Raw genomic sequence first — 16,516 nt, 5'->3', positions numbered from 1 at the left:
CGAACGGGGCGGCTCCCGTCGGCGGGAGCCGCCCCTTCTCTGCCGTACCGGCTACTTCTTGTCGAGCAGGTCCTGCACCTTCGCCCGGACCTCGTCCGTCGCCAGACCCCGGATCGTCAGGGTCGTACGGCGGCGCAGCACGTCGTCCTGGGTCTCGGCCCACTCGTTGTCCCGGGCGTAGACGACCTGCGCCCAGATCTCCGGAGCGTCCGGGTGGACACGCTCACCCAGCTCCGGGTTCTCGTTGGCCAGGCGGGCGATGTCGAAGGCCAGCGAACCGTAGTGCGTGGCAAGGTGCTTCGCCGTGTCGGCGGCCATGCGCGGACCCGGCGCCGGGTTGTCCACCAGCAGGCGGTGCGCGACCGCTCGCGGGTTGGCGACACCGGGAAGGGGGAGCTTCTTCGGCAGGGAGGAGACGGGCTCGTAGTCGTCACCGAGCGGAGCGCCCGGCAGCGCCTCCAGCTTCTGCATGACCGTCCGGCCGATGTGCCGGAAGGTCGTCCACTTGCCGCCCGCGACGGACAGCATGCCGCCACGGCCCTCCGTGACCACGGTCTCGCGCTTGGCCTTGGCCGTGTCACCGGGACCGCCCGGCAGCACCCGCAGTCCCGCGAACGAGTAGGTGATCAGATCCCGGGAGAGCTGCTGGTCGCGGACGGAGAACGCGGCCTCGTCGAGTATCTGGGCGGTGTCCTTCTCCGTGACCGAGACGTCCGCGGGGTCGCCCTCGAACTCCTCGTCCGTGGTGCCGAGAAGGAGCATGTCCTCCCAGGGCAGCGCGAAGGTGATCCGGTACTTGTCGATGGGGGTGGCGAGCGCGGCCTTCCACGGCGAGGTCCGCTTCAGGACCAGGTGCGCGCCCTTGGACAGGCGGATGGACGGCGCCGCGTTCGGGTCCTCCATCTTGCGCAGGTGATCGACCCAGGGGCCGGTCGCGTTCAGCACGAGCCGGGCGTTCACGCCGAACTCGTCACCGGACTGCCGGTCGCGCAGATCCGCGCCGGTCACCCGGCCCTTGGTGAAGCGAAGGCCCGTCACCTCGGCGTGGTTGAGCACCACCGCGCCCGCCTCGACGGCCCCGCGGACCGTCATCAGCGCCATGCGCGCGTCGTTCATCTGGTCGTCGCCGTACACGGCCACGGCCTTGAGGTTCTCGGTCCGCAGCTCGGGCACGTCCTGCGCCGCCCTGGAGGGGGACAGGAGGTGTCCGACGCCGTCACCGAACGCGGAGAGCGCGGAGTAGGCGAAGACGCCCGCCCCGAGCTTCGCGGCGCCGTGCGGCCCGCCCTTGTACACGGGGAGGTAGAAGGTGAGCGGGTTCGCCAGGTGAGGGGCCACCTGGCGGGAGACCGCACGGCGCTCGAAGTGGTTCTCCGCCACCAGCTTCACCGCGCCGGTCTGCAGATAGCGCAGACCGCCGTGGAGCAGCTTGGAGGAGGCGGAGGAGGTGGCGCCGGCGAAGTCGCCGGCGTCGACCAGTGCCACCCTGAGGCCGGACTGCGCGGCGTGCCAGGCGGTGGAGATGCCCAGGATGCCGCCGCCGATCACGAGAAGGTCGTACGACGCCTTGGAGAGCTGCTCCCGGGTCTCGGCGCGGCTCGGAAGGGAGCCGGAGGCCGGGTGCGTACCGAGGGCAGGCACGGACTGCAGGGTGGACTGACTGGTCATGTGGGGTTCTTACTCCTCGTCAGAGCTGTTGAGGGTGGTGCTCAGCTCTCGTCGTCCTCGAGCCAGCCCATGGTCCGCTCGACGGCCTTGAGCCAGCTCTTGTACTCACGGTCGCGCTTCTCCGCGTCCATGTTGGGGGTCCACTCGGCGGCCCGGCGCCAGTTGGCGCGCAGGTCGTCGGTGCTGGTCCAGAAGCCGACGGCGAGACCGGCGGCGTAGGCGGCACCGAGGCAGGTGGTCTCGGCGACCATCGGGCGCACCACGGGGGCGTCCAGGAAGTCCGAGAGCGTCTGCATCAGCAGGTTGTTGGAGGTCATACCGCCGTCGACCTTGAGTGCCGCGAGCTCGACACCGGAGTCCTTGGTCATGGCGTCGCTGATCTCACGGGTCTGCCAGGCGGTGGCCTCCAGGACGGCGCGGGCGATGTGCGCCTTGGTGACGTACCGGGTGAGGCCGGCGATCACACCGCGGGCGTCCGGGCGCCAGTACGGGGCGAAGAGCCCGGAGAACGCCGGCACGAAGTACGCGCCGCCGTTGTCCTCGACCGAGAGCGCGAGCGTCTCGATCTCGGCGGCGGTGGAGATCAGGCCCATCTGGTCGCGCATCCACTGCACCAGCGAACCGGTGACGGCGATCGAGCCCTCCAGGGCGTAGACCGGTGCCTCGTCGCCGATGCGGTAGCCGACCGTCGTCAGCAGTCCCGAGTACGAGTTGATGATCTTGTCACCGGTGTTCATCAGCATGAACGTGCCGGTGCCGTACGTCGACTTGGCCTCGCCCTCGGCGAAACAGGTCTGGCCGAACAGGGCCGCCTGCTGGTCACCGAGCGCCGAGGCGACCGGGATGCCGCCGAGCAGGTCGCCGAGCTTGCCGCCGGAGACCTCGCCGTAGACCTCGGCGGAGGAGCGGATCTCCGGGAGCATGTTCAGCGGGACGCCGATGGACTCGGCGATCTTCTCGTCCCACTCCAGCGTGTGGAGGTTCATCAGCATGGTGCGGGAGGCGTTGGTGACGTCGGTGTAGTGCTTGCCGCCGTCGACACCACCGGTCAGGTTCCAGATGACCCAGCTGTCCATGGTGCCGAAGAGGATGTCGCCGCGCTCGGCGCGCTCACGCAGGCCCTCGACGTTGTCGAGCAGCCAGCGGGCCTTCGGGCCGGCGAAGTAGGAGGCCAGCGGCAGGCCGGTCTCGCGGCGGAAGCGGTCCTGGCCGACGTTGCGGCCGAGCTCCCGGCACAGGGCGTCGGTGCGGGTGTCCTGCCAGACGATGGCGTTGTGGACGGGCTCACCGGTGTTCTTGTCCCAGAGCAGCGTGGTCTCGCGCTGGTTGGTGATGCCGATGGCCTTGATGTCGTCGCGGGTGATGCCGGCCTTCGCGATGGCTCCCGCGACGACCTCCTCGACGTTGGTCCAGATCTCGGTGGCGTTGTGCTCGACCCAGCCCGGCTTCGGGAAGATCTGCTCGTGCTCCTTCTGGTCGACCGAGACGATACGGCCGTCCCGGTCGAAGACGATGCAGCGGCTGGAGGTGGTGCCCTGGTCGATGGCGGCGATGAAGGGGCCGGCGGTGTGTGCGTCGGTCACTGTGTGCTCCCGGGGTTCCGTGAGTGAGGCGGACTGTCTACGACTGGTCTACGACTTCTACGACTGCTTTGCTGTGCGACCGCTTCGGATGTGCTAGGCGAAAGCGATGTTGTAGATGCCCGCAGCTATCGCCCCGCCGACCAGCGGACCGACGATCGGGACCCAGGCGTAGCTCCAGTCGGAGCCGCCCTTGTTGGGCAGGGGCAGGAGGGCGTGCACGATACGCGGACCGAGGTCACGGGCCGGGTTGATCGCGTAGCCGGTCGGGCCACCGAGGGAGAGACCGATCGAGACGACCACGAGCGCGGTGATCAGGGCGCCCAGGGTGCCCAGGCCCTTGCCGTCGCCGTTGAGACCCTGCGTCAGGACGGCCAGCACCAGCACGATCGTGCCGATGACCTCCGTGGCGACGTTCTGCCAGGCGACCCGGACCTCGGGGCCGGTGGAGAAGATGCCCAGCACGGGGCCGGCGCCCTTCTCCTGCGCCTCGACGGCCTTGGCGGCCGTGGCCTGCGCGCCCGGAGCACCGACGATCTCCTTGTCGGTCAGGTGCGCGTGGAACTGGCCGTAGTAGGCGACCCAGACCAGTGCCGCGCCGATCATGGCGCCGAGCAGCTGACCGCCCCAGTAGATCGGGACGTCACTCCAGGAGATGCCGTCCTTCTTGAGCGCGAGCGCCAGCGTGACGGCCGGGTTGAGGTGGGCGCCGGAGAGCGGCGCCGAGGTGTAGACAGCCGTCAGAACGGCGAAACCCCACCCGAAGGTGATGGCGAGCCAGCCGGCGTTGCGGGCCTTGGAGGCCTTCAGCGTGACGGCGGCGCACACGCCACCGCCGAGCAGGATGAGTATGGCGGTACCGATGGTCTCGCCGATGAAGATGTCGGAGCTGGACACCCGCGACTCCTTTGTCCTTCGTCCAGGGGACCGAACCCCGGGTCCCTCCGGTGGTTCGAGCTGCCCTCGGGGGTGAGAGCGATGCCGGCCCTGGCGTTGTCACACTCTAGCGCGTATTGCCGGTAGGTGTTCGACAATGCCGACCGATGGACGGGAGTCTTGCTCCGGGGTTACATGCACGTCAAGGGTTCTGTAGTCGAAAACACGATCGTTATTCATAGCTGTGAGTCAACGATCTTGTTCTGGTGATTTGTGCCGTTGTGTCAGCGTACGACCGAGGGCCGGTACGTCACCGACGTACCGGCCCCCCTCTCGCGCTCCTCAGAACCGCCCGGCGCCCAGGTCCCGCGAGACCGCGCGGGCGCAGTCCCGCACCGCGGCGATCAGCTCCGGACGCAGTTCTCCCTCACGGCACAGCCGTTCCACGGCCCCGGTGATCCCGACCGCGCCCACCGGCATCCGGCGCCGGTCGTGGATGGGCGCGGCGATGGACGCGACGCCCTCCCAGGTCTCCTCGATGTCCGCCGCGTACCCACGCGCGCGCGTGACGTCGAGGAGCTGCTCGAACTCCTCCAGGTCGCACACGGTCCGCTCGGTGAACGGCTTGCGGTCGCTCTCCAGCGCCTCGCTGTGGGCGACCGGGTCGTACGCCGAGAGCACCTTGCCGAGCGCCGTGCAGTGCAGGGGCTGCATGGCCCCGATCTCCAGCACCTGCCGGCTGTCGTCGGGCCTGAAGACGTGGTGCACGATCAGTACGCCCTGCTGGTGCAGCACGCCCAGATGGACGCTCTCGCCGCTGGAGCGGGCCAGGTCGTCGGTCCACACCAGAGCCCGCGCGCGCAGCTCGTGCACGTCCAGGTAGGTGGTGCCCAGGCGCAGCAGCTCGGCGCCCAGCTGGTACCGCCCCGAGGCCTCGTCCTGCTCCACGAAGCCCTCGTGCTGGAGGGTGCGCAGGATGCCGTGCGCGGTGCCCTTGGCGAGGCCCAGGGACGAGGCGATGTCCGACAGGCCGAGCCTCCGCTCGCCGCCCGCGAGGAGCCGCAGCATCGAGGCCGCCCGTTCGAGCGACTGGATGTTCCGTGCCATCGCCGTCCTGCCTCCGTCCCCTTCGACAGCCGCGTGTTACGGCGTCGCTGCCACTGTTCGGCAATGTCGAACACTACCGGTCGATGCCGACCTCCCGCTAATGGTCGGTCGGGAACTGTTGCGTCACTGGTATCCCGCCGGTGACCTGCCCGCCATCCTCGTCCGCCCCGTGGACGTGCCGACCATCCTCGCGGTGACCCGGCTACCCTGGCGTGGTGCGCCCGGCGTGGGACGACTCGCGGGCGCCTGAAGCCGACAGCCGTCGCAACTGAGGGAGCCCTTTCATGGCCTCGTCGCCACTGACCCCTTCCGCCGACAGCCGGACCCGTGTGTCCGCGCTCCGCGAGGCGCTCGCCACCAGAGTGGTGGTCGCCGACGGAGCGATGGGCACCATGCTGCAGGCCCAGGACCCCACCCTCGAGGACTTCGAGAATCTCGAGGGTTGCAACGAGATCCTCAACGTGACACGCCCGGACATCGTCCGCTCCGTCCACGACGCGTACTTCGCGGTGGGCGTCGACTGCGTCGAGACCAACACCTTCGGCTCCAACCACACGGCCGCGTCGGAGTACGACATCGCCGACCGCGTGCACGAGCTGTCCGAGGCGGGTGCCCGGATCGCCCGTGAGGCGGCCGACGAGCACACCGCCCGCGACGGCCGGCAGCGCTGGGTCCTCGGCTCGGTCGGCCCCGGCACCAAGCTGCCCACCCTCGGCCACATCGACTACGCCACCATCCGCGACGGCTACCAGGCCAACGTCGAGGGACTGCTCGCCGGCGGCGCCGACGCCCTGATCGTCGAGACCACGCAGGACCTGCTCCAGACGAAGGCCTCCGTACTGGGCGCCCGCCGCGCGCTGGAGGCCACCGGCGCCGACGTGCCACTCGTGGTCTCGATGGCGTTCGAGACCACCGGCACCATGCTGCTCGGCTCCGAGATCGGCGCCGCGCTGACCGCGCTCGAGCCGCTCGGCATCGACATGATCGGCCTGAACTGCTCGACCGGCCCGGCCGAGATGAGCGAGCACCTGCGCTACCTCGCCCGGCACTCCCGCATCCCGCTGCTCTGTATGCCGAACGCGGGTCTGCCGATCCTCACGAAGGACGGCGCGCACTTCCCGCTCGACCCCGAGGGCCTGGCCGACGCCCAGGAGACCTTCGTCCGCGACTACGGCCTCTCCCTGATCGGCGGCTGCTGCGGCACCACCCCCGAGCACCTGCGCCAGGTCGTCGAGCGGGTCCGCGACCTCACGCCCGCCGAGCGCACCCCGCAGCCCGAGCCCGGCGCCGCCTCCCTCTACCAGACGGTCCCCTTCCGCCAGGACACCTCCTACCTGGCCATCGGCGAGCGGACCAACGCCAACGGCTCGAAGAAGTTCCGCGAGGCCATGCTGGAGGCCCGCTGGGACGACTGTGTGGAGATGGCCCGCGAGCAGATCCGCGAGGGCGCCCACATGCTCGACCTCTGCGTGGACTACGTGGGCCGCGACGGCGTCGCCGACATGAAGGAGCTCGCCGGCCGCTTCGCCACCGCCTCCACCCTGCCGATCGTCCTGGACTCCACCGAGGTCCCCGTCATCGAGGCCGGTCTGGAGAAGCTCGGCGGCCGCGCGGTCATCAACTCCGTCAACTACGAGGACGGCGACGGCCCCGAGTCCCGCTTCGCGAAGGTCACCAAGCTCGCCCAGGAGCACGGCGCCGCACTGATCGCGCTGACCATCGACGAGGAGGGCCAGGCCCGCACCCCCGAGAAGAAGGTCGAGATCGCCGAACGGCTCATCGCCGATCTGACCGGCAACTGGGGCATCCACGAGTCGGACATCCTCATCGACACCCTGACCTTCACCATCTGCACCGGTCAGGAGGAGTCCCGCAAGGACGGCGTCGCCACCATCGAGGCGATCCGCGAACTCAAGCGCCGCCACCCGAACGTCCAGACCACGCTGGGCCTGTCCAACATCTCGTTCGGCCTCAACCCCGCCGCGCGCGTCCTGCTCAACTCGGTCTTCCTCGACGAGTGCACCAAGGCGGGCCTGGACTCGGCGATCGTCCACGCGTCGAAGATCCTCCCGATCGCCCGCTTCAGCGAGGAAGAGGTGCAGACCGCCCTCGACCTCATCCACGACCGCCGCGCGGAGGGCTACGACCCTCTCCAGAAGCTGATGGCCCTGTTCGAGGGCGCCACCACCAAGTCCCTCAAGGCGGGCCGGGCCGAGGAACTGGCCGCCCTGCCGCTGGAGGAGCGCCTCAAGCGCCGCATCATCGACGGCGAGAAGAACGGCCTGGAGGCCGACCTCGACGAGGCCCTGACGGACCGCCCCGCCCTCGACATCGTCAACGACACCCTCCTGGACGGCATGAAGGTCGTCGGCGAGCTCTTCGGCTCCGGCCAGATGCAGCTGCCGTTCGTCCTCCAGTCCGCCGAGGTCATGAAGACCGCCGTCGCGTACCTCGAACCGCACATGGAGAAGGTCGAGGGCGACGAGGCCGGCAAGGGCACCATCGTGCTCGCCACCGTCCGCGGCGACGTCCACGACATCGGCAAGAACCTCGTCGACATCATCCTGTCCAACAACGGCTACAACGTGGTCAACCTCGGCATCAAGCAGCCGGTCTCCGCGATCCTGGACGCCGCCGCCGAGCACCGCGCCGACGTCATCGGCATGTCAGGGCTGCTGGTCAAGTCCACGGTGATCATGAAGGAGAACCTGGAGGAGCTCAACCAGCGCGGCCTGGCCGCCGACTTCCCGGTCATCCTCGGCGGAGCCGCGCTGACGAGGGCGTACGTCGAACAGGACCTGCACGAGATCTACGAGGGCGAAGTCCGCTACGCCCGCGACGCGTTCGAGGGACTGCGCCTCATGGACGCCCTCATCGGCGTCAAGCGGGGAGTGCCCGGCGCCAAGCTGCCCGAGCTCAAGCAGCGCCGGGTGCGCGCGAGCGCCATGAGCGTCGAGGAGGAGCGGCCCGAAGAGGGGCACGTCCGCTCCGACGTGGCCACCGACAACCCGGTGCCCACCCCGCCGTTCTGGGACACCCGGGTCATCAAGGGCATCCAGCTCAAGGAGTACGCCTCCTGGCTCGACGAGGGTGCCCTCTTCAAGGGCCAGTGGGGGCTCAAGCAGGCCCGCACCGGCGAGGGACCGACGTACGAGGAGCTGGTCGAGACCGACGGACGGCCCCGGCTGCGCGGCCTGCTGGACCGCCTCCAGACCGAGAACCTCCTCGAAGCCGCCGTCGTCTACGGCTACTTCCCGTGCGTGTCCAAGGACGACGACCTGATCATCCTGGACGAGGAGGGCAACGAGCGCACCCGCTTCTCCTTCCCGCGCCAGCGCCGCGGACGGCGGCTGTGCCTCGCCGACTTCTTCCGCCCCGAGGAGTCCGGCGAGACGGACGTGGTCGGCTTCCAGGTCGTCACCGTCGGCTCGCGGATCGGCGAGCAGACCGCCAAGCTCTTCGAGGCCAACGCCTACCGCGACTACCTCGAACTGCACGGCCTGTCCGTCCAGTTGGCCGAGGCGCTCGCCGAGTACTGGCACGCACGCGTGCGTTCGGAGCTGGGCTACGCGGGCGAGGACCCGAACGACATCGAGGACATGTTCGCCCTGAAGTACCGGGGCGCGCGCTTCTCCCTCGGCTACGGCGCCTGCCCGAACCTGGAGGACCGCGCCAAGATCGCCGACCTGCTCCAGCCGGAGCGCATCGGCGTCCACCTGAGCGAGGAGTTCCAGCTCCACCCCGAGCAGTCCACCGACGCGATCGTCATCCACCACCCGGAGGCGAAGTACTTCAACGCCCGGTGACACGCAGGGTGAGTCCTGACTCACCGAGCACACTGATCCGATAAGTCGTACACTGGTCGGTCCACCGCAGGCCGGTTCCCTTCGTGGGAACCGGCCTGCTCGTCCCCTCAGGAGGTACGTGGATGACCAGCACGGTCCCCGCGCCAGTGACCCGAACGGCAGACGGCTCCGCCCTCCAGGCCGTCCTCCTCGACATGGACGGCACCCTGGTGGACACCGAGGGCTTCTGGTGGGACGTCGAGGTCGAGGTCTTCGCCCGCCTCGGCCACACCCTCGACGACTCCTGGCGCCATGTCGTGGTCGGCGGCCCCATGACCCGCAGCGCCGGCTTCCTGATCGAGGCCACCGGCGCCGACATCACCCTTCCCGAGCTCACCGTCCTGCTCAACGACGGCTTCGAGGACCGCATCGGCCGCGCCCTGCCCCTGATGCCCGGCGCCACCCGGCTGCTGGCCGAACTCTCCGCGCACCGGGTCCCCACCGCCCTGGTCTCCGCCTCGCACCGGCGCATCATCGACCGGGTCCTCGACTCGCTCGGCCACCGCCACTTCGGCCTCACGGTCGCCGGCGACGAGGTGCCGCGCACCAAGCCGCACCCGGACCCGTATCTGTTCGCCGCCGCCGGACTCGGCGCGGACCCGGCCAGATGCGCGGTCGTCGAGGACACCGCGACGGGAGTCGCCGCCGCCGAGGCCGCAGGCTGCCAGGTCGTGGCGGTGCCCTCCGTGGCTCCCATCGCCCCGGCCCCCGGACGCACGGTCGTCGCTTCGCTCGAAGAGGTCGACCTGACATTTCTGCGCGGCCTGATCACCCTTCGATGACGGAAATGCCTCGGGTGTTCACCCAGCGTGCAGCGTGGATAGCGCGGTAATTCCCCAGGGACCTGTCGCTGGAATTCGAAGCGTGCCGGACGACCGAATTCCGGCCAGGCGGCACCCCCTGCGGCTGTGAGGTTCTTCACTTGGCGGACCCTCGACAGGCGGCCGAGGCTGTGCCGGACGCCCCGCCTCCGGGGGTGCGGACGTGCCCATGTGTCCCGATTGATGAAACCCTGCACCAATCCTTCCCCCGGCGGGCTTTCGGTGCGTCCACACCCGGTTTCACAGCGTGATGGAAGCCCAACTCCGGTGACTGTGAACCCTCCTGCTGGTGCGGACTAATCTCCTGGAGAGAACATCGCCCTAACCCCGTGATCCGCCGCGCCACCCCTGCATGCCGGATACACGGACTGAACAGCTGTGGAGAAACCCGAGCATGAACCGCAAGACTTTGGTGCTGCCGGCGGTCGTAGGTCTGCTCGCGCCGGTGCTCGCCGCCTGCGGCGGATCCAGCAGCGGCAGCGGCGGGGACGACGCCATCGCCGTAGGCACCACGGACCGGTTCACCGCCACGAAGGACGCTCCCGCGCCGCTGGACCCCGCCTACGCCTACGACGTCGGCACCTGGAACGTCCTGCGCCAGACCGTGCAGACCCTGATGATCCAGCCCAAGGGCGACGGCGAACCCGTGCCCGAGGCAGCCCAGTCCTGCGGCTTCAGCGACAGCGGCAACGAACGCTACGTCTGCACCCTGCGCGACGGCCTGAAATTCGCCAACGGCGACGCCATCACCGCGGCCGACGTGAAGTACTCCATCGACCGCGCCCGCGCCATCAAGGCCGACTCCGGCGTATTCGCCCTGTTGTCCACCATCGACACCGTCGAGACCAAGGGCGACCGCGAGGTCATCTTCCACCTCAAGACCGCCGACGCCACCTTCCCGTACAAGCTGTCGACCCCGGTCGCCGGCATCGTCAACCCCGACGACTACGCGAAGAACAAGCTCCGCGACGGGTTCGACGTCGACGGCTCCGGCCCCTACACGATGAAGGCCGACGTCAAGAACGACGAGCTCGAGGACGCCGTCTTCACCAAGAACCCCCACTACAAGGGGTCGTTGACGGTGAACAACGACAAGGTCGAACTGCGCTCCTACGCGGACGCCGACGCCATGGGCACCGCCATCGAAAAGGGCGACATCGACCTCATCACCCGCACCATGTCGCCCCAGCAGATCCAGAAGCTGTCGAACGAGTCCGGCGGCGACGTCGACCTCGTCGAGATGGCGGGCCTCGAGATCCGCTACCTCGCCTTCAACACCAAGGCCCCGGCCGTGAAGTCCCGTGCCGTGCGCCAGGCGATGGCCCAGCTCATCAACCGCAGCGAACTCGTCTCCAAGGTCTACGGCACCCAGGCCGAGCCGCTCTTCTCGCTGGTACCGGCCACCATCGTCGGCCACTCCAACTCCTTCTTCAACAAGTACGGCGACCCGAGCGTCACCAAGGCCAAGTCCCTGCTGACGCAGGCGGGCATCACCACACCGGTGAAGCTGACGCTCCACTACACGACCGACCACTACGGCTCGGGCACCAAGGAGGAGTTCGAGGACCTCCAGAAGCAGCTCGACGCCAGCGGGCTCTTCGAGGTCGGCATCAAGGGCGCCCCCTGGACCACCTTCCGCCCCGCGGAGCAGAAGGGCGAGTACGACGTCTACGGCATGGGCTGGTTCCCGGACTTCCCCGACGCCGACAACTACCTCGCCCCGTTCCTCGACAAGGACAACTTCCTCGGCTCGCCTTACGACAACGGCAAGATCCGCAACACCCTGATCCCGGACTCCCGCCGCGAGGCCGACCGTCTCGCCGCGTCCGGAAGCCTCACCGAGATCCAGGACATCGTCGCCAACGACGTCCCCGTGCTGCCGCTGTGGCAGGGCAAGCAGTACGTCGCCGCGCGCGACGACGTCACGGGCACCGCCTACGCGCTCAACTCCTCGGCGACGCTGCAGCTGTGGGAGCTCGGCAAGGGCGTGAGCGGCTGACCGGCCGCCCCCTCCCTCGCCCCGGCCCCGGGCGGACGGCCCCGGGATTCCACAAGAATCGACGACAAGGCACCCGCGCGTGAACAAGCGAATCCAGTGGTCGGTCCTGCCCGTAGTGGCAGGGCTGGCGTCCGGCCTGCTGACCGGCTGCGGCACGGAGTCCGGGGGGTCCGGCTCCGCAGGCTCCTCCGTGGTCATGGGCATGTCCGACGATGTCCTCGCCACCGATCCGGCCTCCGGCTACGACCCCGGCTCCTGGCTGCTGTTCAACAACGTTTTCCAGTCGCTGCTCAGCTTCCCCAAGGGCGGCACGGAACCGGAACCGGACGCCGCCCAGAGCTGCGAGTTCACGGACACCAGGACCCAGGTGTACCAGTGCACCCTCAAGGCCGGCCTCCAGTTCAGCAACGGTGATCCGCTCACCTCCGAGGACGTCAAGTTCTCCTTCGACCGGATGCTGAAGATCAACGACGACGCGGGTCCCGCGATCATGTTCCCGATGCTCGACAAGGTCGAGACACCGGACGCGAAGACCGTCGTCTTCCGGCTGAACACCCCCGACGCCACCTTCCCGAGCAAGATCGCCTCGGGCGCCGGCTCCATCGTCGACCACACCCAGTACGACGCCGACGGACTCCGCAAGGACGGCAAGGCGATCGGCTCCGGCCCCTACCAGCTCGACTCGTTCGACGACGACCAGGCCGTGTTCTCCGTCAACGAGAACTACAAGGGCACCGCCGAGCCCCAGAACTCCGGCGTCACGCTGAAGTTCTTCCACGGCGACCAGGCCGCGCTCAAGACCGCCCTGACCGACAAGAAGGTCGACCTCGCCTACCGCGGTCTGAGCGCCGGCGACATCACCGACATCGAGAACGCCTCGCCCGACTCCGGCGTCGAGGTCGTCGAGGGCACCAGCGCCGAAGTCCAGCACCTCGTCTTCAACATGGCCGACCCGGTCACCGGCCGGATCGGCGTCCGCAAGGCGATCGCCTACCTGCTCGACCGCGAAGCCCTCATCCACGACGTCTACCAGGGCACCGCGACCCCGCTCTACTCGATCATCCCGGCCGGTATCGCGGGCCACAACACGGCCTTCTTCGACACCTACGGCGACCAGCCCTCCAAGTCCAAGGCCGCGGCCGCCCTCGCCGACGACGGCATCACCGGCAAGGTGAAGCTGACCCTGTGGTCGACCCCGTCCCGCTACGGCCCGGCCACCGACCAGGAACTCAAGACGATCGCCCGGCAGCTCAACGCCAGCGGGCTGTTCGACGCCGACGTGAAGTCCGTGGCCTTCGACCAGTACGAGAAGGACATCGCGGCCGGCAAGTACGGCGTGTACGTCAAGGGCTGGGTGCCCGACTACCCGGACGCCGACAACTTCACGGCCCCCTTCTTCGGCAAGGGCAACGTGCTGGACAACCACTACAGCAACAACAAGATCACCGGCTCGCTCATCCCGCAGACCGCCGCCCAGCCGGACCGCTCCGCGACGGACGAGAACTTCGGCATGCTCCAGGACCTCGTCGCCGAGGACGTCCCCGTCCTGCCGGTCTGGCAGGCCAAGCAGTACGCCGTCGTCCGCGACGACGTCTACGGCCTGGAGTACTGCCTCGACGCGTCCACGGTGTTCCGCTTCTGGGAGCTCAGCAAGGGCTGATCCGGCGGCCGCATACACGAAGAGGGCGCCCCCGGTCAGGTGGGGGACGCCCTCTTCGCCTTCGTACCGCCGATGCTCCCGCTACTGCGCGCCGGGACGCACCAGACCGCTCTCGTACGCGTACACCGCGGCCTGCACCCGGTCCCGCAGCCCCAGCTTGGTCAGCACATGACCGACATGCGTCTTCACCGTGGTCTCGCTGACGAACAGATCCGCCGCGATCTCCGCGTTCGACAGGCCGCGCGCCACCAGCTTCAGCACCTCGACCTCGCGGTCGGTCAGCGTGTGCAGCGTGTCCGGCACCGGCTCGTCACCGGACGGCAGATGCGTGGCGTACTTGTCGAGCAGCCGGCGCGTGATGCTCGGCGCGAGCATCGCCTCACCCCCGGCCACCACCCGGATCGCCTGCACGAGCTCATTGGCCGGAGCGTCCTTGAGCAGGAACCCGCTGGCCCCCGCCCGCAGCGCCTCCACCACGTACTCGTCGAGGTCGAAGGTGGTCAGCACCAGCACCTTGGCCGGGCCGTCCCGCCCGGGACCGGTGATCTGCCGGGTCGCCTCGACACCGTCCATCCGCGGCATACGGATGTCCATCAGGACCACGTCGGGCTGCAACGCCCGCACCTGGTCGAGAGCCTGAAGGCCGTCTCCGGCCTCGCCCACGACCGCGAGATCCTGCTCGGCCTCCAGAATCATCCGGAACCCGGTACGCAGCAGGGGCTGGTCGTCGACCAGTAGGACGCGGATGGCCACGTAAGTCTCCTTCGCTAGTCCGGCCCCATTCTGCCCTGCTCGCCGGTCGCGGACTTCACCGGCAGTGGGTAGGGCGGGGGAGTGCCGCCGAACTCCGGGCAGTGCTCCCGGTGATCGCACCAGCCGCACAGCTTGGTCGGACGCGGTCGCCAGTCACCCGTCTCCGTGGCCTGCCGGATCGCCTCCCACAGCGCCAGCAGCTTGCGCTCGACACGCTCCAGGTCGGCGAGGACCGGATCGTACGTCAGGACGTCACCGCTGCCGAGATAGACCAGCTGGAGCCGGCGCGGGATCACGTTCTTCAGCCGCCACACCACCAGGGCGTAGAACTTCATCTGGAACAGCGCGCCCTCGGCGTACTCGGGCCGGGGCGCCTTGCCGGTCTTGTAGTCGACGATCCGCACCTCGCCGGTCGGCGCCACGTCGACCCGGTCGATGATCCCGCGCAGCCGCAGCCCCGAGTCCAGCTCCGCCTCGACGAACAACTCCCGCTCGGCGGGCTCCAGGCGCGTCGGATCCTCCAGCGTGAACCACCGCTCGACCAGCCGCTCCGCCTCACCGAGCCACACCGCCAGCCGCTCGCCCTCCGGGTCGTCCGCGAACAGCTCCACCACCTCCGGGCGGCTCTCCCGGAGCCGGTCCCACTGACCGGGGATCAGCGACTTGGCCGCGGGCGCGGTCCGCTCTCCGGCCGGGGCGTCGAAGAGCCGCTCCAGCACCGAGTGCACGAGGGTTCCCCGGGTCGCCGCCGCGCTCGGCTTCTCCGGCAGCCGGTCGATCACCCGGAACCGGTACAGCAGCGGACACTGCATGAAGTCATTGGCACGAGAAGGAGACAGGGAGGCGGGCGCGGCATGCGTCCTCCCGACAGCGGGGGACCCCTCACCGGCGTCCGGTACACCTCCTACGACCGGTACCGCCCCCGCCGCCACCGCCGGCGGCGTGCCCGCGGGGCCGACTGCACCCGGCACCTCGCCCGCCCCAGACCGGGCCGCGCCCGCGGACCGCGGGTCATCGACGGCCGCGACCCCGTCCTGCCGACCGGCCGCGACCGTCGTCGGTGTGGTCCCGGCGTCCGCCGTGTCCGGCGCCTGAGCCGTCGCGGACTGGGCCGCGTCCGCCGCCTGCGGGTCGTCGACGGGCGTGTCTGTGACCGTCGTCGGAGTGGTCTGGGGGTGGGCCGTGCCGGGTGTCTCGACCGTCCCGGACAGGGTCGCGTCCGCCGCCCGCGGGTGATCGGAGGGGCCCTGATCACCCTGCTGACCGACCGTGACCGTCGTCGGCGTGGTCCCGGCTTCGGCCGAGTCTGGCGCCTCAACCGTCGCGGGCCGGGCCGCGTCCGCCGCCCGCGGGTGATCGGAGGGGCCCTGGCCACCCTGCCGACCGGCCGCGACCGTCGTCGGTGTGGTCCCGGCGTCCGCCGTGTCCGGCGCCTGAGCCGTCGCGGACTGGGCCGCGTCCGCCGCCTGCGGGTCGTCGACGGGCGTGTCTGTGACCGTCGTCGGAGTGGTCTGGGGGTGGGCCGTGCCGGGTGTCTCGACCGTCCCGGACAGGGCCGCGTCCGCCGCCCGCGGGTGATCGGAGGGGCCCTGGCCACCCCGCTGACCGGCCGTGACCGTCGTCGGCGTGATCCCGGCGTCGGCCGTGTGCGGCGCCTGAGCCGTCGCGGACTGGGCCGCGTCCGCCGCCCGCGGGTCATCGACGGGAGTGTCTGTGACCGTCGTCGGAGTGGTCTGGGGGTCGGCCGTGTCGGGTGCGTCGACCGTTCCGGGCCGGGCCGCGTCCGCCGCCCGCGGGGCATCGGAGGCGCCCTGGCCACCCTGCTGACCGGCCGCGACCGTCGTCGCCGCGGTCCCAGGGGCGGCCGTGTCCGGTTCCTCTACCGTCGCGGGCTGCGTCGCGCCCGTCGCCTGCGGGTCATCGGCGGCCGGATCCCCGCCATCCGGGCCAGCCTCGACCGCCGTCGGCGCGACCCCGGCCCCGGCCGGGTCCGGTGCCTCGACCGTCCCGGGCCGTACCACGACCGACGGGTCGTCGGCGGCGGCCTCGGCCACGCCCTCCGTGCTCGTCTCCATGACCACAGACCATACGGCCCGCCACTGACAGTGACCCACCTCGCAGGCCGTGACCGCCGTGACCCTGAGGAAACACGGGGGGTGCCGGGGCGGAACGCAGCGCGACCGCCGCATACCATCGACCCGAGACCT

At 69.8% G+C, this 16,516-nt stretch carries 10 protein-coding genes; 4 read left to right on the top strand and 6 right to left on the bottom strand.

Annotated elements, in window-relative coordinates; genetic code table 11:
• Nucleotides 1-51: 51 nt before the first annotated feature.
• The 4 genes from ABZT06_RS24755 to ABZT06_RS24740 all read right to left on the bottom strand — a co-directional run bounded on the left by ABZT06_RS24755 (nucleotide 52) and on the right by ABZT06_RS24740 (nucleotide 5,231).
• On the bottom strand, nucleotides 52-1,668 hold the full coding sequence (locus ABZT06_RS24755) for a glycerol-3-phosphate dehydrogenase/oxidase (protein WP_355744748.1): 1,617 nt from the start codon (nucleotides 1,666-1,668) through the stop codon (nucleotides 52-54).
• Between the two features lie 41 nt (nucleotides 1,669-1,709).
• Nucleotides 1,710-3,251 carry a glycerol kinase GlpK gene (gene glpK, locus ABZT06_RS24750; RefSeq protein WP_355744745.1) on the bottom strand — a complete coding sequence of 514 codons (1,542 nt, stop codon included), beginning with the start codon at nucleotides 3,249-3,251 and terminating at the stop codon, nucleotides 1,710-1,712.
• A 93-nt stretch (nucleotides 3,252-3,344) separates the two neighbouring features.
• Nucleotides 3,345-4,145, bottom strand: coding sequence for an MIP/aquaporin family protein (locus ABZT06_RS24745; protein ID WP_355744742.1), 801 nt, complete (start codon nucleotides 4,143-4,145; stop codon nucleotides 3,345-3,347).
• A gap of 321 nt (nucleotides 4,146-4,466) precedes the next feature.
• Nucleotides 4,467-5,231 carry an IclR family transcriptional regulator gene (locus ABZT06_RS24740; RefSeq protein WP_355744740.1) on the bottom strand — a complete coding sequence of 255 codons (765 nt, stop codon included), beginning with the start codon at nucleotides 5,229-5,231 and terminating at the stop codon, nucleotides 4,467-4,469.
• A 284-nt stretch (nucleotides 5,232-5,515) separates the two neighbouring features.
• On the opposite strand from ABZT06_RS24740, the gene metH reads away from it, so the two are divergent.
• The 4 genes from metH (at nucleotide 5,516) to ABZT06_RS24720 (ending at nucleotide 13,556) form a co-directional block, all read left to right on the top strand.
• Nucleotides 5,516-9,037, top strand: coding sequence for a methionine synthase (metH, locus tag ABZT06_RS24735; protein ID WP_355744737.1), 3,522 nt, complete (start codon nucleotides 5,516-5,518; stop codon nucleotides 9,035-9,037).
• A 122-nt stretch (nucleotides 9,038-9,159) separates the two neighbouring features.
• Nucleotides 9,160-9,858, top strand: a complete 699-nt coding sequence (locus ABZT06_RS24730; protein WP_355744734.1) for an HAD family phosphatase — start codon at nucleotides 9,160-9,162, stop codon at nucleotides 9,856-9,858.
• A 433-nt stretch (nucleotides 9,859-10,291) separates the two neighbouring features.
• On the top strand, nucleotides 10,292-11,896 hold the full coding sequence (locus ABZT06_RS24725) for an ABC transporter substrate-binding protein (protein ID WP_355744731.1): 1,605 nt from the start codon (nucleotides 10,292-10,294) through the stop codon (nucleotides 11,894-11,896).
• 79 nt (nucleotides 11,897-11,975) lie between these two features.
• The gene (locus ABZT06_RS24720) at nucleotides 11,976-13,556 is read left to right on the top strand and encodes an ABC transporter substrate-binding protein (RefSeq protein WP_355744728.1); all 1,581 of its coding nucleotides are present in this window, start codon (nucleotides 11,976-11,978) and stop codon (nucleotides 13,554-13,556) included.
• Nucleotides 13,557-13,637: 81 nt separating this feature from the next.
• Here ABZT06_RS24720 and ABZT06_RS24715 read toward each other — a convergent pair whose 3' ends face one another.
• Both ABZT06_RS24715 and ABZT06_RS24710 read right to left on the bottom strand, forming a co-directional pair.
• A complete protein-coding gene (locus tag ABZT06_RS24715; RefSeq protein ID WP_030946009.1) occupies nucleotides 13,638-14,309 on the bottom strand; it encodes a response regulator transcription factor in 672 nt (223 codons plus the stop codon).
• A 14-nt stretch (nucleotides 14,310-14,323) separates the two neighbouring features.
• On the bottom strand, nucleotides 14,324-15,148 hold the full coding sequence (locus ABZT06_RS24710) for a RecB family exonuclease (protein ID WP_355745329.1): 825 nt from the start codon (nucleotides 15,146-15,148) through the stop codon (nucleotides 14,324-14,326).
• Nucleotides 15,149-16,516: the final 1,368 nt, after the last annotated feature.

Source organism: Streptomyces sp. NPDC005483, from assembly GCF_040606035.1.
Lineage (GTDB): Bacteria > Actinomycetota > Actinomycetes > Streptomycetales > Streptomycetaceae > Streptomyces.
Note: the sequence above shows the minus strand (reverse complement) of the source record. Positions and strands in the feature narration are given on the sequence as shown.